Raw genomic sequence first — 16,344 nt, 5'->3', positions numbered from 1 at the left:
CGTCCCCGTTGAGCGCGGATACCTCGTCCACGGCGACCCGGGCCAGCGGGTGCGCGTCCGACGGGCTGGTGGGCTGCGACAACGCATCGATCGGGCCGGCGGCCCGACCGACGGGCCGGGCAGCCGGTGTACCGAGACGTGCCCGACAATTGCGGCGTTGGCGTTGGCGTTGGCGTTGGCGTCTTCGGCGGTGGCGTCAGCCGCGATGGCGACCCAGGCGCGCGCCGGGTGTGGTTCGCGCAGCCAGCGGTGCGGGTCGGTGGGCCAGTTCAGCGGGTACCTGTCGACCCGGTGGACCTCGGCGAGCGCAGCGACACATCCGTCGAGGTCGGTGGCGCGCCGCCGGCGGATCCGCGGTGGGATCACAGGTCGTCGAACGGGGACGCGTAGCGGAACTCGCCCCGGATCGACTCGCGCCAGGCGTTCATCGGTCGGGCCATGAAGTACCGCGGCCCCCATGGTTGGGGCGGGGTGACGCCCAGCTCGACGGCCGGCCGGAACCCGAAGCGTGGGTAGTAGTCGGGGTGCCCGAGCAGCACGACGAGCGGCTCGTCACGGGCGTCGGCCGCGCCGAGCACCGCGTGCATCAACGCGCTGCCGACGCCGCGCCGCTGCCATTCCGGCAGCACCCCGAGCGGCCCCAGGCCCAACGCGACCGGCTCACCGGCCACCCGGCCGCGGGTGGCCACCACGTGCCCCACCACCCGGCCGTCGGAATCGGTCGCCACCAGGGAGTACGCGGGCAGCCAGCCCTCGTCGGCGCGCAGCGCGTCGACGAGCGTCGCCTCGACGGGCGTGGCCTGGGTGGGCGTGGCCTGGTCGGGCGTGGCCTGGTCGGGCGTGGCCTGGTCGGGCGTTGCCTCGACCGCCGCGCCGTCGCCCGTGGCCTTGGCGAAGGCGGCGGCATGTACCGCCCGGATGGCATCGACGTCGGTGGACGTCTCGCGTCTGATCAGCACCGCGTCACGATACGGGCACACCAGACAATGACTCCACGCCTTTACCCCCACCCCGCCCCGCCCGCGCCGATCTTGCAGTTTCGGTCGCCGATATGCCCAGAGTGCCGCTGTTTGTCGCGACGGTAAGTGCAAGATCGGCGCGGGCGGGGTGGGCGCGGCTCAGCCGACGGCGGTGGCCGAGGGCGGGGCGCTGCCGCCCCTGGGCGCCTCGGGGGCCATCAGCCGAATGATCTCCGCCTGGTCGGTCGGCGAGGGCATCCCCCAGTCCGGCTGGTAGCCGTACACCTCGTGCAGTGGGGTGGAGCCGGTGCGGCCGTCCAGGATCTCCACGGCGTCCGTGCCGATCAGGCCGGGGTGTTCCACCCCGCAGGCCTCGGCGACCTTGGTGAGGTCGCGGCGCAACGTCCGCAGGTAGTTTGCCGCCCGGACCGACTTCAGCGTCGGGTCCAGGCCTCGGGCCAGCCAGGCGTTCTGCGTCGCCACGCCGGTGGGGCAGGTGTCGGTGTGGCACTTCTGGGCCTGGATGCAGCCGATCGACAGCATCGCCTCCCGACCCACGTTGACCATGTCGCAGCCGAGCGCGAACGCCACGACGGCGTTGTCCGGCAGGCCGAGTTTGCCGGCGCCGACGAAGACCACCCGCTCGTGCAGATCGTGTTCGGCGAAGACCTTGTAGACCCGGGAGAAGCCCTGCTGGAACGGGAGCGACACGGAGTCGCTGAAGATCAGCGGCGCGGCACCGGTGCCGCCCTCGCCGCCGTCGATCGTCACGAAGTCGACGCCCCGGCCGGTGTCGCGCATCAGGGTGGCCAGCTCCTGCCAGAAACCGAGGTCGCCGACCGCCGACTTGATGCCGACCGGGAGGCCCGTCTCGGCGGCCAACAGTTCCACCCAGTCGAGCAGGCTGTCACAGTCGGAGAACTCGGCGTGCCGGGAGGGGCTGACGCAGTCCTCACCAGCCGGGATGCCCCGGGTGGCGGCGATCTCGGCGGACACCTTCGCCCCGGGCAGCAGCCCACCGAGACTCGGCTTGGCGCCCTGGCTCAGCTTGATCTCCAAGGCCCGCACGGGCGCGCCGGCGACCAGGTCCTTCAGTCGGTCCAGGCTGAACCGGCCGTGCTCGTCGCGGCAGCCGAAGTACGCCGTGCCGAGTTGGAAGACCAACTCCCCGCCGTTGCGGTGGTACGGCGACAGGCCGCCCTCGCCGGTGTTCTGTAGGCAACCGGCGAGCGCGGCCCCCTTGTTCAGCGCGGTGATGGCGTTGCCGGAGAGCGAGCCGAAGCTCATCCCGGAGATGTTGACCACCGACTCCGGGCGGAAGGCGCGGGCTCGCCCCCGGGCCGCGCCGAGCACCTTCGCGCAGGGCAACCGCACGTCGTGCCCGGCGGTCGGGGTGGACGGCGGCACCGCCCGGCCGAACGTGCGGTGCTTGATGATCGGGTAACCGCGGGTGTGTTCGATGTCGTTGTCCGTGCCGAAGCCGAAGTAGTTGTTCTCCTGCTTCGCCGACGCGTACACCCAGCGGCGCTGGTCACGGGTGAACGGCCGCTCCTCGTCGTTGCCGGCCACGATGTACTGCCGAAGCTCCGGCCCGATCGCCTCCAACAGGTACCGGGCGCGGCCGAGCACCGGGAAGTTGCGCAGCAACGCGTGGTCGCGCTGGATCAGATCCCGCGCGGCGAGCGCCGCGACGGCGGTGGCGACGGCGGGTACGGCTCGACGGGCCCATCTCATACCGGCAGTCTTTCCGGCCACGCCGTGCGCCAAACCGCCCCGGCCGCAGCAACGCGCTGGTGGCAGCCCGGGTGGCGGTGCGGGAGTACCCGCACCGCCACCACCGCTCACCGGTGCTGGAACGACTGGCGGACCGACCCGCCGACGACCGCGCACCACGTGCTCGCGCTGAGCTTGCCGTTGCGGGGAAGCCCGTGCAGCGCCTGCAGGTCCTGCACGGCTGCCCGGGTGGCGTGGTCGTACGCCCCGGTCGCGGTGACCGCGTACCCCTTGGTGGCGAGGATCTCCTGCACCGCGGTGACCGGCGCGCCGGTGGCGTGCTGGTCGAGTTCCGGAGCGAGGGTCTCCCAGGTCGGCGTGGTGAGGGTGGCGTCCACGTCCACCGCAATGCCGTTTCGGGCCTGCCAGTCCTGCACGGCCGCCACGGTCGCGGCGTCGAACGTGCCGCTGACCGTCACCGCGTAGCCCCGATGTGCGAGCAGGTGCTGCACCACTCGCACCGAGGGGGAGTTGACGAAGCGCCACAGGTCCGGCCAGCGGCGCGCCGGCACGTCACCGAGCTTGGTGCCCAGGGCGGCGTGGACGCGTCGCCGCAGCTCGGGGAACTGCCGGTAGAACGCCGCCCCCGGGCACTCGGTGGTGCGGAAGTCCCAGTGGCCGAAGATGTCGTACGCGTGCAGCCCGTACTGCCGGCAGATGGCGACGCAGAGTGTGACCAGCGAGTCGGTCAGCGCCTTCGGCGGCGTCTCGGTGACGTACGTGCCCTCGTTCTCGATGCCGATGGCCCGGCCGTTCTCACCCGGGCAGTGGGCGGAGACCATCTGCCGGTCGCCGGCTTCGAGGCGCTCCAGGCTGCCCCGGCGGCCCTCCAGCACGTAGCCACCGCGGCTCACCGTGAAGTGCTGGCCGGTGTCCGACCAGCCGTTGCCGTCCATGTGCAGGTCCTGGCAGTCGTGGGCCAGCTTGACCGCCTGCTCGCGGGAGTAGTCCGTGACGTTCGGGAACGCCATGTGATGCACGATGATCTTGTTGGTGGCGATGGCGCTCACCGACAGCGGGTCCTTCGGCGGGCGGGCGGCCCACTCGTCACAGCTGATGATCCAGTCCAGGTCGGTGCCGGGCGCGGCCTGTGCCGTGGTGGGGAAGGCGAGTTCGCTCCCGACGACGGCGACCGTGGCGGCGCCGAGACCGGCGCGCAGCAGTGTCCGGCGGTCCACTTCGGAATGATCGACGTGCATTGACATCTCCTCCTGCGGCCGACGGCGGGGATGAAAAGTAGCTCCAGTGGCCGCACGCACTCCGGAGAATATTGCCAAGACTTGCCCGCGCGCTAGAGGGCGGAGCCCATGATCCAGCCGGTCGGGCCGTCAGCGGCAGGCGTTTCCCCACGCCGGGTCGAGGGTAGGTCGGGAACTGACCATCCCCGGCTGCGCGTAGAGGAATGACCAGATGAGTGACAACGTCAGCGACGCGGTGGGCGACGCCCTCCGCTCGGTGATGCTCTTCCTGCCCAAGGCCGTCGCCTTCCTGGCGATCCTGGTGGCTGGTTGGCTGATCGCCAAGGCTGTGTTGAAGATCGTGGAGAAGGTCCTGGAGCGGGTGGGCTTCGACCGCGCCGTCGAGCGCGGCGGCATCCGTCGGGCGCTGAGTCGCTCCCGGTACGACGCCAGCGACATCGTCGCGAAGCTCGTCTACTACGCGGTGCTGCTGTTCACCCTCCAACTCGCCTTCGGCATCTGGGGGCCGAACCCGATCTCCGACCTGCTCGCCGCGGTGATCTCGTGGTTGCCCCGAGCCTTCGTCGCGATCGTCATCGTCGTGGTCGCCGCCGCCATCGCCAACGCCGTCAAGGACATCATCAGCGGCGCGCTCGGCGGGCTGTCGTACGGCCGGGTGCTGGCCAACATCGCCTCGGTGTTCATTCTCGGTCTCGGCGTCATCGCCGCGCTGAACCAGATCGGGGTGGCCACCGCGGTCACCACGCCCGTGCTGATCGCCGTGCTGGCCACCGTCGGCGGGATCCTCGTCGTGGGTGTCGGTGGTGGCCTGATCCGTCCGATGCAGAGCCGCTGGGAGGGGTGGCTGAGCCGTGCGGAGCAGGAGTCGCAGGTGATCGCCTCGCACACCCGCGCCTACCGGGCTGGTCGCCGCGACGCCGAGGCCGAGCTGGCCCGGCGGTCGACCCCCACCGCCGACCCGGTCCGCCCGTCGAAGGCGGTCAGCGATCCGGAGGCCACCCAGGTGGTGACCGTGCCGGCCGATCCGCAGGTGGTGACCCGCCCGGCCGACCCGGAGGCCACGCAGATCGTGACCCGCCCGACCGACCCGGAGGCTACGCAGATCGTGACCCGTTCGGCCGACCCGGAGGCGACCCAGATCGTGACCCGACCGGCCGACCTGGACACCGAGCGGTTGCCATCGGCGCGGACCGACGCCGACACCACCCAGGTGGTCAGCCGCGACGCCGACACCACCCAGGTGGTCAGCCGCGACGCCGACACCACCCAGGTCGTCGGCACCGGTGCCGGCGGCCCGGTTCCCGGACAGCGGGCCGGCGACGACAGCGAGACCACCACGGTCATCCCGCCGGTCGACCCGAACCGCCGCTGATTCGCCACGATGCCAGCGGGGTGGGGTCCGGAAGCGACCCCACCCCGCGGTGTCTCGCCCGGCACGCCGAAAGCGCTCGCCGACGCGGCGGGACGCGGCTAGCATCGCCGGCATGACCTGGCGACATTGATCCCGCACCGTAGGCCGAAACCGTGGGCCGCCACGGGCACCGCACGTCCGGTGTCCGTCTCCACTCCCACGGGAAGGCCTAATGATCCACATCGCCGCACGCGTGCCCGACCTGGCGGCCCGCCGGCTGACGATCACCCTCTACGGGTACGCGTTCCTCAGTGACCTCGTGCTGCTCTACCCGCTGTACGTGGTGTTCTTCGCCGACACCGGGCTGTCGGTGGGGCAGATCTCGTCGCTCTTCGTCGTCTGGTCGGCGGCCGGCATCCTGTTCGAGGTGCCCTCCGGCGCGTGGGCCGACGTGGTGTCCCGACGGCTGCTGCTGTGCCTCGCGCCGCTGGTGGCCGCCGCCGGTTTCGCGCTCTGGGTGTTGCTGCCGTCGTACCCGGCGTTCGCGGTCGGGTTCCTGCTCTGGGGCGCCGGCGGAGCGTTGGTCTCCGGTGCGCTGGAGGCGTTGGTGTGGACCGAGTTGGACCGGCTCGGCGCGGTCGACCGGTACGCCCGGGTGCTCGGGCGCGCGCGGACGGCGGGCGTGCTGGGCGTGGTGCTCTCCGGAGTGCTCGCCGGCCCGGTGCTCGCCGCCGGCGGATATCCGGCGGTCGGCGCGGCCAGCGTGCTGGCCTGCCTACTCGCCACGCTCGTCGCCGCCCGGATGCCGGAGCACCGCCCACCGGCCGCCGTGCCCGTCCCGGTCCCCGAGTCGGCGCTGGCCGCTCGGTCGGTGGGTGCCGCACCACTCCGACCGGACGAGCCGGACACCGTCCCACCCGCGAACCCGGACGACGATCGTGACCTGGGGTGGTGGGACACGCTGCGCGCCGGAGTGGCGCAGGTCCGCACCCATCCGCCGGTACGGGCCGCCGTGCTGCTGGTGGCGGTGGTCGCCGCCGACTGGGGTGCCCTGGACGAGTACACACCGCTGCTGGCCCTGGACACCGGCGTCGGGGCGCGGGCCGTACCCCTGCTGCTCCTGCTGCTCTGGGCCGGGGTGACAGTCGGCGGGCTGCTCGCCCCGGCGGGGGAGCGGCTGGGCCGTCGAGGGTACGCCGCACTGTTGGGGCTGGTCGGCGTCGCGCTGGCCGGAGGTGCCCTGCTTCGGCACCCGGCGGGGTTCGTGCTGCTCGCGGTGGCCTTCGGCGCCGCGCAGTTGGCCACCGTGCTGGCCGACGCGCGGCTCCAGGCTCGGATCACGGGCACCAGCCGCGCCACCGTCACCTCCCTGGCCGGGATGGCCACCGACGTGCTGATCATCGTGACGTACGCCGTCTACGGTCTGCTCGCCACGGTGGCCGGCAATGCGGTGGCGTTCGCGCTGATCGCCGGGGCGTACCTCGTGATGCCGCTGGTGCTACTGACCCGCCGCCGGTCGCCTGCCGAACTCGCCCTCCGTGCCGGAAGTGCTGATGACTGAGAGTCGCAGTGATCTGAGACACCGTCACGTACGGTTATGTCGGGAGTTCTTGACGTGTCGGGAGGTTCCGACGCATCATTCCTGACGTGCCCGACGACGACCTCTTCCTCGCACTGGCGAATCCGGTCCGCCGACGTTTGCTGGAAATCCTGAGCGACGGGCCCCGCACGGCAGGTGACCTCGCCGCCAGCTTCGAGCTGAGCCGGCCTGCCGTCGCGGAGCACCTGCAGATCCTGCGGCGGGCCGGGCTCGTGCACGACCAGCCCACCGGGCGACAACGGCACTACCACCTGACCGCCGAGCCGCTCGCCCAGGTGGGCGACTGGCTCCACCCCTTCGAGCGGTTCTGGCGCCACCGCCTCCGTACCCTCGCCGACATGCTCCTGGAGGAGACCATGACAGATACCGCCACCATCGCCGTGGACCAGTTCATCGCCGCGCCACCGTCGAAGGTCTGGCGCAGCCTCACCGAGCCGGAGTTGCTCGCCCGCTGGTGGGTGCCGGGCGACGTCGCCGCCGTCGTCGGCCACCGCTTCCACCTACAGATGCCCGGTTGGGGAGCGGTGGCCTGCGAGGTCACCGAGGTCGAGCCCGAGCGGCGTCTCGTCTACACGTTCAACGAGAACTGGACGCTGACCTGGCGGCTGGTTCCCGAGGGCAACGGCACCCGACTGTTCCTGGACCACTCGGGATTCGACCTCGACGACCCCCGGGCCCGGGACGCCTTCGCGCGGATGGGGCCCGGCTGGCGGGACAAGATCCTGCCCGGCCTCGCCCGGTTGGCCGCCGACCTGCCGGACTGATCACCCCGAATCGACGAGGTGCCCGGCGGCGGCCCGAGGAGGCCGCCGCCGGGCCGCACGGTCAGCCAGCCAGGTGCAGGAACGACCACTGGTGGCCGTCGAGGTCGCGGAAGCCGCGCATGTACATGGGCCCGTTGGCCGTCCCCGGCCCGAGCGGCTGCCCGCCGGCGACCGTCGCCTTGTCGACCAGCTCGTCGACCTGCTCGCGGCTCTGCGCCGACAGCCCGACGACGACCTCCCGGCTGGTCTCCGTGTCGGTGGCGGCGACCCCGGTGTACGACTCGAAACCGGAGCGCAGGTGCAGCACGAGCCGGGTGCTGTCGGAGATGGTGAGGACCATGGAGTCTCCGCCCGGCTCGGCCTGGTCGCTGGTGAAGCCGAGTGCCTGGTAGAACTCGGCGGCGGTGGTCAGGTCGCGCACCGGCAGGTTGATGAAGGTCATGGTCATCGGTGGTCTCCGTTCGACTCGAGCAGTGCCTTCAACGCGGTGAGCCGCTCCCGCCAGTACGCCTTCAGCTCGGCGGCCTGCTCGGCTGCGGTCAGCTTCTCGTGCAGGACGGCGACCCGGGCCTTCGACTCGCCGACCGCGTCGACGCCGACCACGATCCGGGTGGGACCACCGGCCCAGTCGGCCCGGAAACTGCGCGGCGCGGTGGCGGTGCGGACGCGCACCTCGACGTCGGGCAGCCAACGGGCGCGTACCGTCTCGTCGGCGAAAGCCGCGAACAGCCGCGTCGCCGGGACCGCCACCGTCCGGCTGACGCTGGCCTCGAAGCCGCCCCCGCGCCGTTGACCGGGCGCGCGCAGGCCGCGCGCCTGCTCGTACCCGACGGTGATGGTCTGTGCCCACCAACCCGGCACCTCGTGCTCGACCACCAGGTGACGGGCGATCTGGGTGTGCGTCCGTTCGGTGGCGCCCACGGCGTCGAGCAGGGCGAACCACTCGTCCCAGCCGCGGCCGGTCCGGGCGCGGATCAGGTCGTCGGTGATCCGCTCGGTCTGCGCGGCGGCGGACGCGGGAGATGGGGCCGCGGGCACCTCGGTGGCCGGCGCGGCGGCCTTGTTGATCAGGTGCCGACGAGCGGCGGTGTAACTCTCGCCGGTCTTCTCCATCCGGGTGCGGACCCGGGTCTTGAACGATCTCTGGTTGGTCATCACATGCTCCCGGTCAACGGCACGGTCACCGGGACTCACGCTCCCGCCGACCCCGCCGGAGTGGGGCATGTGGCACCACGTCCCGGGGGCTCCAGGCCCCCTTTGCCTCCGCGTGGCCGGCGGCGTGAGCGCCGGGAGGGAGGTGCGGCGTAGGACGACGCCAAGGAGATCCTACGCCAATTCGACCGTCAGGTCTGGTCACCGTCGAGGTAGACCCATCGGCCGTCCTCGCGGACGAACCGGCTGTGCTCGGTCAGGGTGCCGGGCCTCCCCGCAGCCCGGTAGTGGGCGTGGAACGTCACGGTGCCGGCGGCGTCGAGCAGGCCGCCCCGCTCGGTGTCCACGATCTCCAGCCGGGTCCACCGCTGCCCGGGGTCCAGGTCCAGGGAGGCGGGCCGGGTCGACGAGTGCCAGCTGCGCAGCAGGTAACCGGAGTCGCCGAGGGCGAAGGCGCTGAACCGGGAACGCATCAGGGCCTCGGCCGTCGCCGCCGGGCTGTCGCCGCCGTGCGCCGGGGCGCAGCAGTCCGCGTACGCCCGGCCGGAGCCGCACGGGCAGGCCCGCCCGGTCGTCGTGTTCGCCCGTCGGCGTCCCGCACCCTTACCCACATCGTCATCCTGCCCCATCGCCGGGCAACGGCTCCCGCCGGTCGCTGTGGCGCGCGGCCCTTGCCTGATCCACTCGACTTCCTGGAAGTCGCGGTATCCGAAAGGGTCCGACACCCCGACTTCAAGGAACCCGAGTCGATCAGACCGGCCGAGTCGGTCAGAGCCGCCCGAGGCGGTCAGAGCCAGCCGGAGCGGCGGAACAGGCGGTACAGGGCCAGGGCGACCACGGCCATCAGGGTCAGGGAGGCGGCGAAGCCGTGCCGCCAGGCCAACCCCGGCATGTGGTCGAAGTTCATGCCGTAGATGCCGGCGATGCCGGTCTGGGTGGCCGCGATGGCCGCCCACGCCGCGATCTTGCGCATGTCGTTGTTCTGCTCGACGGCGAGCTGCGCCAGCCGGGACTGCACGATCGAGGTGAGCAGATCGTCGTACGCGGCGACCCGGTCGACGGCCCGGCTCAACCGGCCGTCCACGTCGACGAACCAGCGGTGCAGGGCGCGTGGCGGCCCGTCGGGGTCGAGCAGCGTCCGCATCGGCGCCTGCAACGGCAACACCGCCCGTTTGAACTCCACCACCTCCCGTTTGAGCTGGTAGATGTGCTGGATGTCGGCGCTGCGGTCGCGGGCGAACACCTCCTCCTCGACCCGCTCCAGGTCCCGCTCCACGTGCCCGGCCACCTCCAGGTAGGAGTCGACCATCCGGGCGCAGACCGCGTACGCCACCGCCCAGGGGCCGGCGGCCAGCAGCGTGGGACGACGCTCGATGTCGGCGCGGACGCTGCGCAGCGCCCCGGCGGCGCCGTGCCGCACGGTGATGGCGAACCGGTCTCCGAGCAGCACCATCACGTCCCCGGTGTCGATCACCTCGGAGGTGTCGGTCAGCTCGTCGTGCTCCACGTACCCGGCGGTGCGCAGCACCAACAGCGTGACCGGCCCGTGCCGCTGCACGGTGGGCCGGTGCCCGTCGGCGAGCGCCTGCTCGACGGTCAGCTCGTCGAGGCCGAAGGTCCGGCCGACCGCGGCGAGCACGGCCGACCCCGGGTCGTGCAGGCCCAGCCACACGAACGCGTTGCGGCCGTGCCGCGCCCGGGCGTACGCGTCGGCGTAGTGCGGCTGCCCCGGCTCGCGCCGGCCGTCGACGTAGACGGCGCAGTCGACGACCGCGTCCGGGTTGGACCGGCGTGGGGTGGGGGAGTCGTCCTCGACCCGGCCGAGCAGTCGACGGGCCAGGGCGCGTACGCCTCGACCGGCCCGGTCCCGTACCGGTCGCTGATCCACCGCGTGCCTCCCCGTCGCCCGCGCACCGCCCCGGTCACGGTGCCCGCTGGGGATGGTGCCACCGCATTCTGCCGAGCGGGGTCCGGCGTCCGACAGGCGGGCGGCCGTGCTCAGGCGGTGCGGGTGGCGAAGACGACGACGTTGTCGACATAGTTGCCGGTCGTGGCGTCGAACCGGCCGCCGCAGGTGATCAGGCGGAGTCCGGCGGCGTCCGCCGGGCCGTAGACGAGCGTGGTGGGAAAGTGCTCCTTCGGGTACGCGCGGACGTCGTCCACGGTGAACGTGGCGACCCGCGCGTCGGCACGGGTGATCTCGATCTGCGCGCCGCTGCGCAGCCGACCGAGGTCGAAGAAGACCGCCGGTCCGGCGGGGGAGTCGACGTGTCCCACCAGGACGGCGTTGCCGGTCTCGCCGGGGCTGACCCCGTGCCGGTACCAGCCGGCGAGGGTGGGCCGGTCCAGTGGTGGCACCTCCAGCACCCCGGCGGCGTCCGCGCCGACCGGGACGACCTCGGCGCGTACGTCGATGGTGGGGATCCGCACCCGGACCGGCGCGGCGCGGGGCAGCGGCGCCAGGTCGGGTGCGGGGTGGGTGCGCCTCGGCGCGTCGACCGGCGGTCGTGGTGGCCGCGTCGGGTCGGCGGTGAGGCCGACGGTGATCAGCCCGAGCCCGGTCACGCCGAGCAGGGCCACCACGGCCGGTAGGGTCCGCCGCCACCACACGTGGGCACACCTCCGTAGGGCATCGTCGGGGTGCCCGCGCCGGTGTCACCGGTGCGGGCACCCGTCCTCAGGGATGGAGCAGTCGCCGATCAGGCGACAGTGGACACCGGACGTCGCCGGCGGATCAGGACCACCGCGCCAGCCAGGGCGGTGCCGAGCAGGGTGCCACCAGCGGCCAGAGCGCCGGTGTCGCGGCTGTCACCACCGGAACCGGCCGGTGCGCCGCCGATCGGGGTGACGGTGAACGTCGTGGTGCCGGCCGAGCTGCCGTCGCCGCAGGTCGCCGCCACCGTGTAGGTACCCAGGGTGAATCCGGCGGTGAAGAGTTCGGCGCTCAGTCCGCCGCCGGCGGCGGCAGTGGTGGATCGGACGTTCTGGTCGCGGTTGGGGCCGGTCACCCGGAAGAGGGCGTCACCCGACTTCGGGTTGCAGGTCGTCGCGGTGAGCACGACGGTCCCACCGACCGGGGTGGTGGCCGGTGACACCGTGGTGTCGGCCAGTGCGGCGCCTGGCAGCAGGAGCGTGCCGAGGCCCACGCCGAGCGCCGCCGAGCAGAGTGCTGTTGAGACCTTCATACGCGTCTTCCCTCACTTTTCGTCCGCTGACTGCGTGGGACGTCGTTCGGGTGGCCAACTCCGACTAGCACCGGTGTGCCCAACACTAGGTGGGTTGGCCCCACGATCAGGTGAAAATGAGAATTCTTCGTTGCCGTCACGTGTCCACCCGAAGGCGGGGAGAGCTGCGCAAAGGCCCGGACGGGCCGACCGGCACCGGTGCTCCGATCGATGTCCGCTGCGGCCGGGCTGTCGTCGCTGGGCCGATGGCGAGGTATTTCCGGCCACGGCGGAAATGCACCCCCTGGCCGGTGGGTCAGGGTCAGTGGGCCTGGGACGGGTCGGGCATCGGCTCGCCAGTCTCCAGCAGGGTTTTGAGGCTGGCCAGCAACTCCGGCCAGCCTCCGCTGCCGTCGAGCTGGCCGCTGATCGCCCGGTGCATCTCGCTGTCCGGGGAGAAGCCGTCATGGATGACGGTCAGCCGGACGGTCGACCCGCTGTGCGGCTCGATCTCGAAGGTCACCGTCGACCGGCGCTCGCCGAGCCGGGCGGCCAGCTCCTCGGCGGACCAGCCGAAGTGCTCGGCGTGCTCGGGTTGGAAGCCGTGCCAGCTGTACGACAGGCGACGGTACGGCTCGGCGACGAGCACCCGCTGACCGAGATCACGTGGCTCGCCGTCCGGCGTGTCCTGCCACAGCACCGGAGACCCGACCTGCCAGTCGGACGCCAGGGCGACCCCGCCCCAGTAGCGGCGGGTGAAGGCCGGTTCGGTGAGCGCGGCCCAGAGCCGCTGCGGGGTGGTCCTGACGTAGGTGGTGTAGACGAACGCGGGACTCTCCATGGGCTGTCGCTCCAATGCGGTGCTCAGGTCGGCGAGCGCGGCGGCTCGCTCGCGGTCGTATCGGCTGAGCCATCTGTCGGCGATGGCGTTGATCGGCGCGGCGTTCAGGTAGTGCACCTTCTCCCGCCCGCGCCGAATGCTCGTGACGAGGTGGGCCGCCTCCAGCACCGCGAGGTGCTTGCTGACCGCCTGTCGACTCGTCGCCAGCCCGTCACAGAGTTCCCGCAGGGTCTGGCCATTGCGGTCGTTGAGCCGGTCGAGCAGTCGACGCCGGCTGGGATCGGCCAGCGCCCGGAACGCGTCGTCCATCGGCCCTCCGTAAAAAAGCAACCAAGCGGTTGCCTGTCAACATAGGCAACCCGGCGGTTGCCTGTCAACGCGGGGTCGGGCTTCTGTCGCTGGGATGAATCCGGATGGAGCCGGGGGAGGCGCTGATAGGTTCGCTCGCCGTGACACAGGACAGCACGACGGCCGGTCTGGGCACGACGTTCGCCCGACTCTGGGCGGCGACGACCCTGTCGGCCCTGGGCAGCGGTCTGGCCACCGTCGCCGCTCCGCTCTTCGTCGCGTCGCGTACCGACGACCCGCTCGTGGTCGCCGGGGCGTCCGCCGTGGCGTGGCTGCCGTGGCTGCTCTTCGCCCTGCCCGGCGGCGTGCTGGTGGACCGGATGGACCGACGACGGCTGATGATCATCATCGACCTGGTCCGGGTGGTCGCGCTCGCCGTCCTGGCCACGGCGATCCTCACCGGCCACGGCGGCGTGGCGCTGCTGTACGCGGTGTTGTTCCTGGTCAACACGGGTGAGATCGTGTTCCGTGCGGCGAGCCAGGCCATGGTGCCGAGCGTGGTGCCGCGACACCGCCTGGAGCGCGCCAACGGGTGGCTCAGCGGTGGCGCCACCCTTATGCACAGCATGCTCGCCGGCCCGCTCGGCGGCTTCCTGTTCGCGCTCTCGGCGGGCAGCCCGTTCCTGGTCAACGCGGTCACGTACGCCCTCAGCGCCGTCCTGGCGGCACTCATCGGCGGAGACTTCCGGGCCTCCGCCGGCGACCCGCACGAACGCCGTACCCGCTCGATGGGTGGCGAGATCGTCGAGGGGCTGCGGTGGTTGGCGAACCAGCGGTTGCTGCGCACGATGGCCGTGCTGATCGGTCTGCTCAACGTGACCCTCACCGCCGCGCTCGCGGTGCTGGTGCTGCTCGCCGACGAGCGGCTGCGACTCTCCTCCGTCGGCTACGGTCTGCTGTTCACCTGCATGGCCGCCGGTGGGGTGCTCGGCGCGTTCCTCGGCGACCGGATCATCGCCCGGATCAGCGCCACCTGGACGATCCGGATCGGCCTGCTCGTCGAGGCGGGCCTGCACCTGGCGTTGGCCGCGTCGCGCAGCACCATCGTGGTCGGGTTCGCGCTCTTCGCCTTCGGCGTGCACGGCGCGCTGTGGAACATCGTGGCGAACTCCCTGCGCCAACGACTCACCCCGCCGACGTTGCAGGGGCGGGTGGCCAGCACGACCCTCTTCGTGGCCGCCGGTGGCAACTGCGTGGGCGCGCTGCTGGGCGGGCTGCTCGCCGCCTGGTACGGCATCACCACGCCGTACTGGGTCGGGTTGGTGGTGGCCGTCGGCGTCGCCGCCGCCACCTGGCGGGTCTTCAACCGCGCGACGGTCGCACGCGCCTACGCCGACCCGCCCCCGATCGAGTCGCCCGCCCCGGTGGCCTGAGCGCCGATACGCCCCATCGGTGGTGGTGGGCGACGGTGTGGCAGCGTGGTGCGGGTGACCGATTCCGCGCCGCTCGACGTCGACCTCGCGCTGCTCGGCGGTGGTGGCGCGGCGTCGTTGCTGCTCGCCGCACTGGACCGGCACGGCGTCCGGGGGCTGCGCATCGCCGTCGTCGACCCGGTCCGCCGGCGCGGTCAGGACCGCACCTGGGCGTTCTGGGGCCACCCCGGCACCGACCTGGACCCGCTGCTCAGCGCGAGCTGGCAGCAGGTCGAGGTGGCCACGACGGCCCGCCGCCGCGTCCTGGACCTGACCCCGCTGCGGTACGCCATGCTCCGCTCCGGCCCGGTCTACGACCGGGCTGCCGCGGCCGAAAGCCGGCTGGACGCCACCCGGATCGTCGCGCCCGCCGAGACGGTGACCGACGACGGTTCGCGGGTGCTGGTGCGCACCGGTGACGGGCGGACCGTACGGGCCGGTTGGGTGCTCGACTCCCGTCCCCGCCCGCCGGCGCGAGCGGGGCGGACCACCTGGTTGCAGCACTTCCGCGGCTGGTGGTTGGAGGCCGAGCGGCCCGTCTTCGACCCGGCGCGCGCGGTGCTGATGGACTTCCGCACCCCGCAGCCGCCCCGGGGCGTCTCGTTCGGGTACGTGCTGCCGGTGAGCGACAGGTACGCCCTGGTCGAGTACACCGAGTTCTCCCCCGACCTGCTCACCGACGCCGGTTACGACGCGGCGCTGGCCGGCTACCGGGACCTGCTCGGCCTCGACCCGGCCGGACTGCGGGTGCGCGAGGTGGAGAACGGGGTGATCCCGATGACCGACGCGCCGTTTCCGGCCCGGCCCTCACCCCGGGTGGTCCGGCTCGGCACGGCCGGCGGCGCGACCCGACCCTCCACCGGCTTCACCTTCTCCGCCATGTACCGCCAGGCCGACCAGGTGGCCCGCGCCCTCGCGGCGGGACGGGCGCCGGTGCCGCGGGCGGCGTACCCGCGTCGGCACCGGTGGATGGACGCGGTGGCCCTGCGGGCGCTGGACCGGGGCGGGGTCGGTGGCCCGGACTTCTTCGACCGGCTCTTCGACCGCAACCCGGCCGAGCGGGTGCTGCGCTTCCTCGACGGGGTCACCACCCCGGCCGAGGAGGTCGCGATCATGAACTCGACCCGGCTGCTGCCGATGATCGCCGCCACCGCCGGCGACGCGGCGCACCGCGTCCGCGACCGGCTGCGCCCGACCCGGCCCGCGCCGGCCGTCCCACCCGCGGTGGTGGGTCCGGCGCCGACGGCGCGGCGCGCCGGCCCCCCGAGCGGGGAGGACGACGTGCGCTGCCGGTAGGTTGCCGGGCATGGTGGACGCGACGGCCGGCAGGGGCGTGCAGATCTGGACCGACGGGGCGTGCAGTGGCAACCCCGGGCCGGGCGGTTGGGGCGCCCTGTTGCGCTACGGCGACCACGAGCGGGAGCTGTGCGGGGGCGAGGCCACGCCGACCACCAACAACCGGATGGAGCTGATGGCGGCCATCCAGGCGCTGGAGAGCCTGAACCGGCCGGTCACCGTCGAACTGCACACCGACAGCACGTACGTGCGCAACGGCATCACCAGTTGGCTGGCGTCCTGGAAGCGCAACGGTTGGCGGACGGCGGCGAAGCAGCCGGTGAAGAACGCCGACCTGTGGCAGCGGCTGGAGGCGGCCTGTGAACGGCACGAGGTCACCTGGCTGTGGGTGAAGGGGCACAACGGTCACCCGGAGAACGAGCGGGCCGACGGGCTGGCCAACAAGGGCATGACCGAGGCGCGGGCCGCGCTGACCAGTCGCTGAG

16 protein-coding genes and 1 pseudogene are annotated in these 16,344 nt (G+C 72.5%); 6 read left to right on the top strand and 11 right to left on the bottom strand.

Annotation, left to right across the window (positions count from 1 at the left end; genetic code table 11):
- From AB0C01_RS29465 to AB0C01_RS29450, 4 genes and pseudogenes are all read right to left on the bottom strand, one after another.
- Nucleotides 1-366, bottom strand: a pseudogene (locus AB0C01_RS29465) (hypothetical protein); the annotation flags it as partial.
- The gene (locus AB0C01_RS29460; RefSeq protein ID WP_357572686.1) at nt 363-959 is read right to left on the bottom strand and encodes an N-acetyltransferase; all 597 of its coding nucleotides are present in this window, start codon (nt 957-959) and stop codon (nt 363-365) included. The gene AB0C01_RS29460 and the pseudogene AB0C01_RS29465, both read right to left, overlap by 4 nt.
- Before the next feature lie 159 nt (nt 960-1,118).
- Nucleotides 1,119-2,693, bottom strand: coding sequence for an FMN-binding glutamate synthase family protein (locus tag AB0C01_RS29455; protein WP_357572685.1), 1,575 nt, complete (start codon nt 2,691-2,693; stop codon nt 1,119-1,121).
- A gap of 107 nt (nt 2,694-2,800) precedes the next feature.
- Nucleotides 2,801-3,910, bottom strand: coding sequence for an N-acetylmuramoyl-L-alanine amidase (locus tag AB0C01_RS29450; RefSeq protein ID WP_357572683.1), 1,110 nt, complete (start codon nt 3,908-3,910; stop codon nt 2,801-2,803).
- A gap of 232 nt (nt 3,911-4,142) precedes the next feature.
- Between AB0C01_RS29450 and AB0C01_RS29445 the strand changes: the two genes are divergently transcribed.
- The 3 genes from AB0C01_RS29445 to AB0C01_RS29435 all read left to right on the top strand — a co-directional run bounded on the left by AB0C01_RS29445 (nt 4,143) and on the right by AB0C01_RS29435 (nt 7,646).
- Nucleotides 4,143-5,303 carry a hypothetical protein gene (locus AB0C01_RS29445; protein WP_357572682.1) on the top strand — a complete coding sequence of 387 codons (1,161 nt, stop codon included), beginning with the start codon at nt 4,143-4,145 and terminating at the stop codon, nt 5,301-5,303.
- A gap of 211 nt (nt 5,304-5,514) precedes the next feature.
- Nucleotides 5,515-6,843: an MFS transporter gene (locus tag AB0C01_RS29440; protein WP_357572681.1), complete on the top strand. Its 1,329-nt coding sequence runs from the start codon at nt 5,515-5,517 to the stop codon at nt 6,841-6,843.
- A gap of 86 nt (nt 6,844-6,929) precedes the next feature.
- Nucleotides 6,930-7,646: a metalloregulator ArsR/SmtB family transcription factor gene (locus AB0C01_RS29435; RefSeq protein WP_357239322.1), complete on the top strand. Its 717-nt coding sequence runs from the start codon at nt 6,930-6,932 to the stop codon at nt 7,644-7,646.
- Between the two features lie 61 nt (nt 7,647-7,707).
- Here AB0C01_RS29435 and AB0C01_RS29430 read toward each other — a convergent pair whose 3' ends face one another.
- From AB0C01_RS29430 to AB0C01_RS29400, 7 genes are all read right to left on the bottom strand, one after another.
- Nucleotides 7,708-8,094 carry a VOC family protein gene (locus AB0C01_RS29430; protein WP_357572680.1) on the bottom strand — a complete coding sequence of 129 codons (387 nt, stop codon included), beginning with the start codon at nt 8,092-8,094 and terminating at the stop codon, nt 7,708-7,710.
- Entirely contained in the window at nt 8,091-8,801 is a 711-nt protein-coding gene (locus AB0C01_RS29425) for a hypothetical protein (protein WP_357239316.1), read from the bottom strand. The genes AB0C01_RS29430 and AB0C01_RS29425 overlap by 4 nt, the downstream gene beginning before the upstream one ends.
- Nucleotides 8,802-8,989: 188 nt before the next feature.
- Nucleotides 8,990-9,409, bottom strand: coding sequence for a YchJ family metal-binding protein (locus AB0C01_RS29420; protein WP_357239313.1), 420 nt, complete (start codon nt 9,407-9,409; stop codon nt 8,990-8,992).
- A gap of 176 nt (nt 9,410-9,585) precedes the next feature.
- Nucleotides 9,586-10,686 (bottom strand): magnesium and cobalt transport protein CorA, encoded by a 1,101-nt coding sequence (locus tag AB0C01_RS29415; protein WP_357572679.1) that lies wholly within the window; start codon nt 10,684-10,686, stop codon nt 9,586-9,588.
- Nucleotides 10,687-10,796: 110 nt separating this feature from the next.
- Nucleotides 10,797-11,381: a class F sortase gene (locus tag AB0C01_RS29410; protein WP_357239308.1), complete on the bottom strand. Its 585-nt coding sequence runs from the start codon at nt 11,379-11,381 to the stop codon at nt 10,797-10,799.
- Nucleotides 11,382-11,497: 116 nt separating this feature from the next.
- On the bottom strand, nt 11,498-11,983 hold the full coding sequence (locus AB0C01_RS29405) for a hypothetical protein (protein WP_357239305.1): 486 nt from the start codon (nt 11,981-11,983) through the stop codon (nt 11,498-11,500).
- Between the two features lie 301 nt (nt 11,984-12,284).
- Nucleotides 12,285-13,112: a metalloregulator ArsR/SmtB family transcription factor gene (locus AB0C01_RS29400; protein WP_357572678.1), complete on the bottom strand. Its 828-nt coding sequence runs from the start codon at nt 13,110-13,112 to the stop codon at nt 12,285-12,287.
- Nucleotides 13,113-13,252: 140 nt separating this feature from the next.
- Between AB0C01_RS29400 and AB0C01_RS29395 the strand changes: the two genes are divergently transcribed.
- Genes AB0C01_RS29395 through rnhA form a run of 3 tightly spaced genes read left to right on the top strand, consistent with a single transcriptional unit; the run spans nt 13,253 to nt 16,343 of the window.
- On the top strand, nt 13,253-14,524 hold the full coding sequence (locus tag AB0C01_RS29395) for an MFS transporter (protein WP_357239299.1): 1,272 nt from the start codon (nt 13,253-13,255) through the stop codon (nt 14,522-14,524).
- Between the two features lie 54 nt (nt 14,525-14,578).
- Entirely contained in the window at nt 14,579-15,859 is a 1,281-nt protein-coding gene (locus AB0C01_RS29390; protein WP_357239296.1) for a lycopene cyclase family protein, read from the top strand.
- 10 nt (nt 15,860-15,869) lie between these two features.
- The gene (gene rnhA, locus AB0C01_RS29385; protein WP_357572677.1) at nt 15,870-16,343 is read left to right on the top strand and encodes a ribonuclease HI; all 474 of its coding nucleotides are present in this window, start codon (nt 15,870-15,872) and stop codon (nt 16,341-16,343) included.
- The last annotated feature ends 1 nt before the right edge of the window (nt 16,344 follow it).

The organism is Micromonospora sp. NPDC048905 (assembly GCF_040649655.1).
In the GTDB taxonomy this organism is placed as follows: domain Bacteria; phylum Actinomycetota; class Actinomycetes; order Mycobacteriales; family Micromonosporaceae; genus Micromonospora.
This window is presented reverse-complemented; position numbering and strand designations above follow the sequence as displayed.

What these genes read in the sequence shown, in the direction of transcription:
- AB0C01_RS29455 (WP_357572685.1), bottom strand. Translation starts at nt 2,693, where the DNA reads ATGAGATGGGCCCGTCGAGCCGTACCCGCCGTCGCCACCGCCGTCGCG.
- AB0C01_RS29445 (WP_357572682.1), top strand. Translation starts at nt 4,143, where the DNA reads ATGAGTGACAACGTCAGCGACGCGGTGGGCGACGCCCTCCGCTCGGTG.
- AB0C01_RS29440 (WP_357572681.1), top strand. Translation starts at nt 5,515, where the DNA reads ATGATCCACATCGCCGCACGCGTGCCCGACCTGGCGGCCCGCCGGCTG.
- AB0C01_RS29430 (WP_357572680.1), bottom strand. Translation starts at nt 8,094, where the DNA reads ATGACCATGACCTTCATCAACCTGCCGGTGCGCGACCTGACCACCGCC.
- AB0C01_RS29425 (WP_357239316.1), bottom strand. Translation starts at nt 8,801, where the DNA reads ATGACCAACCAGAGATCGTTCAAGACCCGGGTCCGCACCCGGATGGAG.
- AB0C01_RS29405 (WP_357239305.1), bottom strand. Translation starts at nt 11,983, where the DNA reads ATGAAGGTCTCAACAGCACTCTGCTCGGCGGCGCTCGGCGTGGGCCTC.
- AB0C01_RS29400 (WP_357572678.1), bottom strand. Translation starts at nt 13,112, where the DNA reads ATGGACGACGCGTTCCGGGCGCTGGCCGATCCCAGCCGGCGTCGACTG.
- rnhA (WP_357572677.1), top strand. Translation starts at nt 15,870, where the DNA reads ATGGTGGACGCGACGGCCGGCAGGGGCGTGCAGATCTGGACCGACGGG.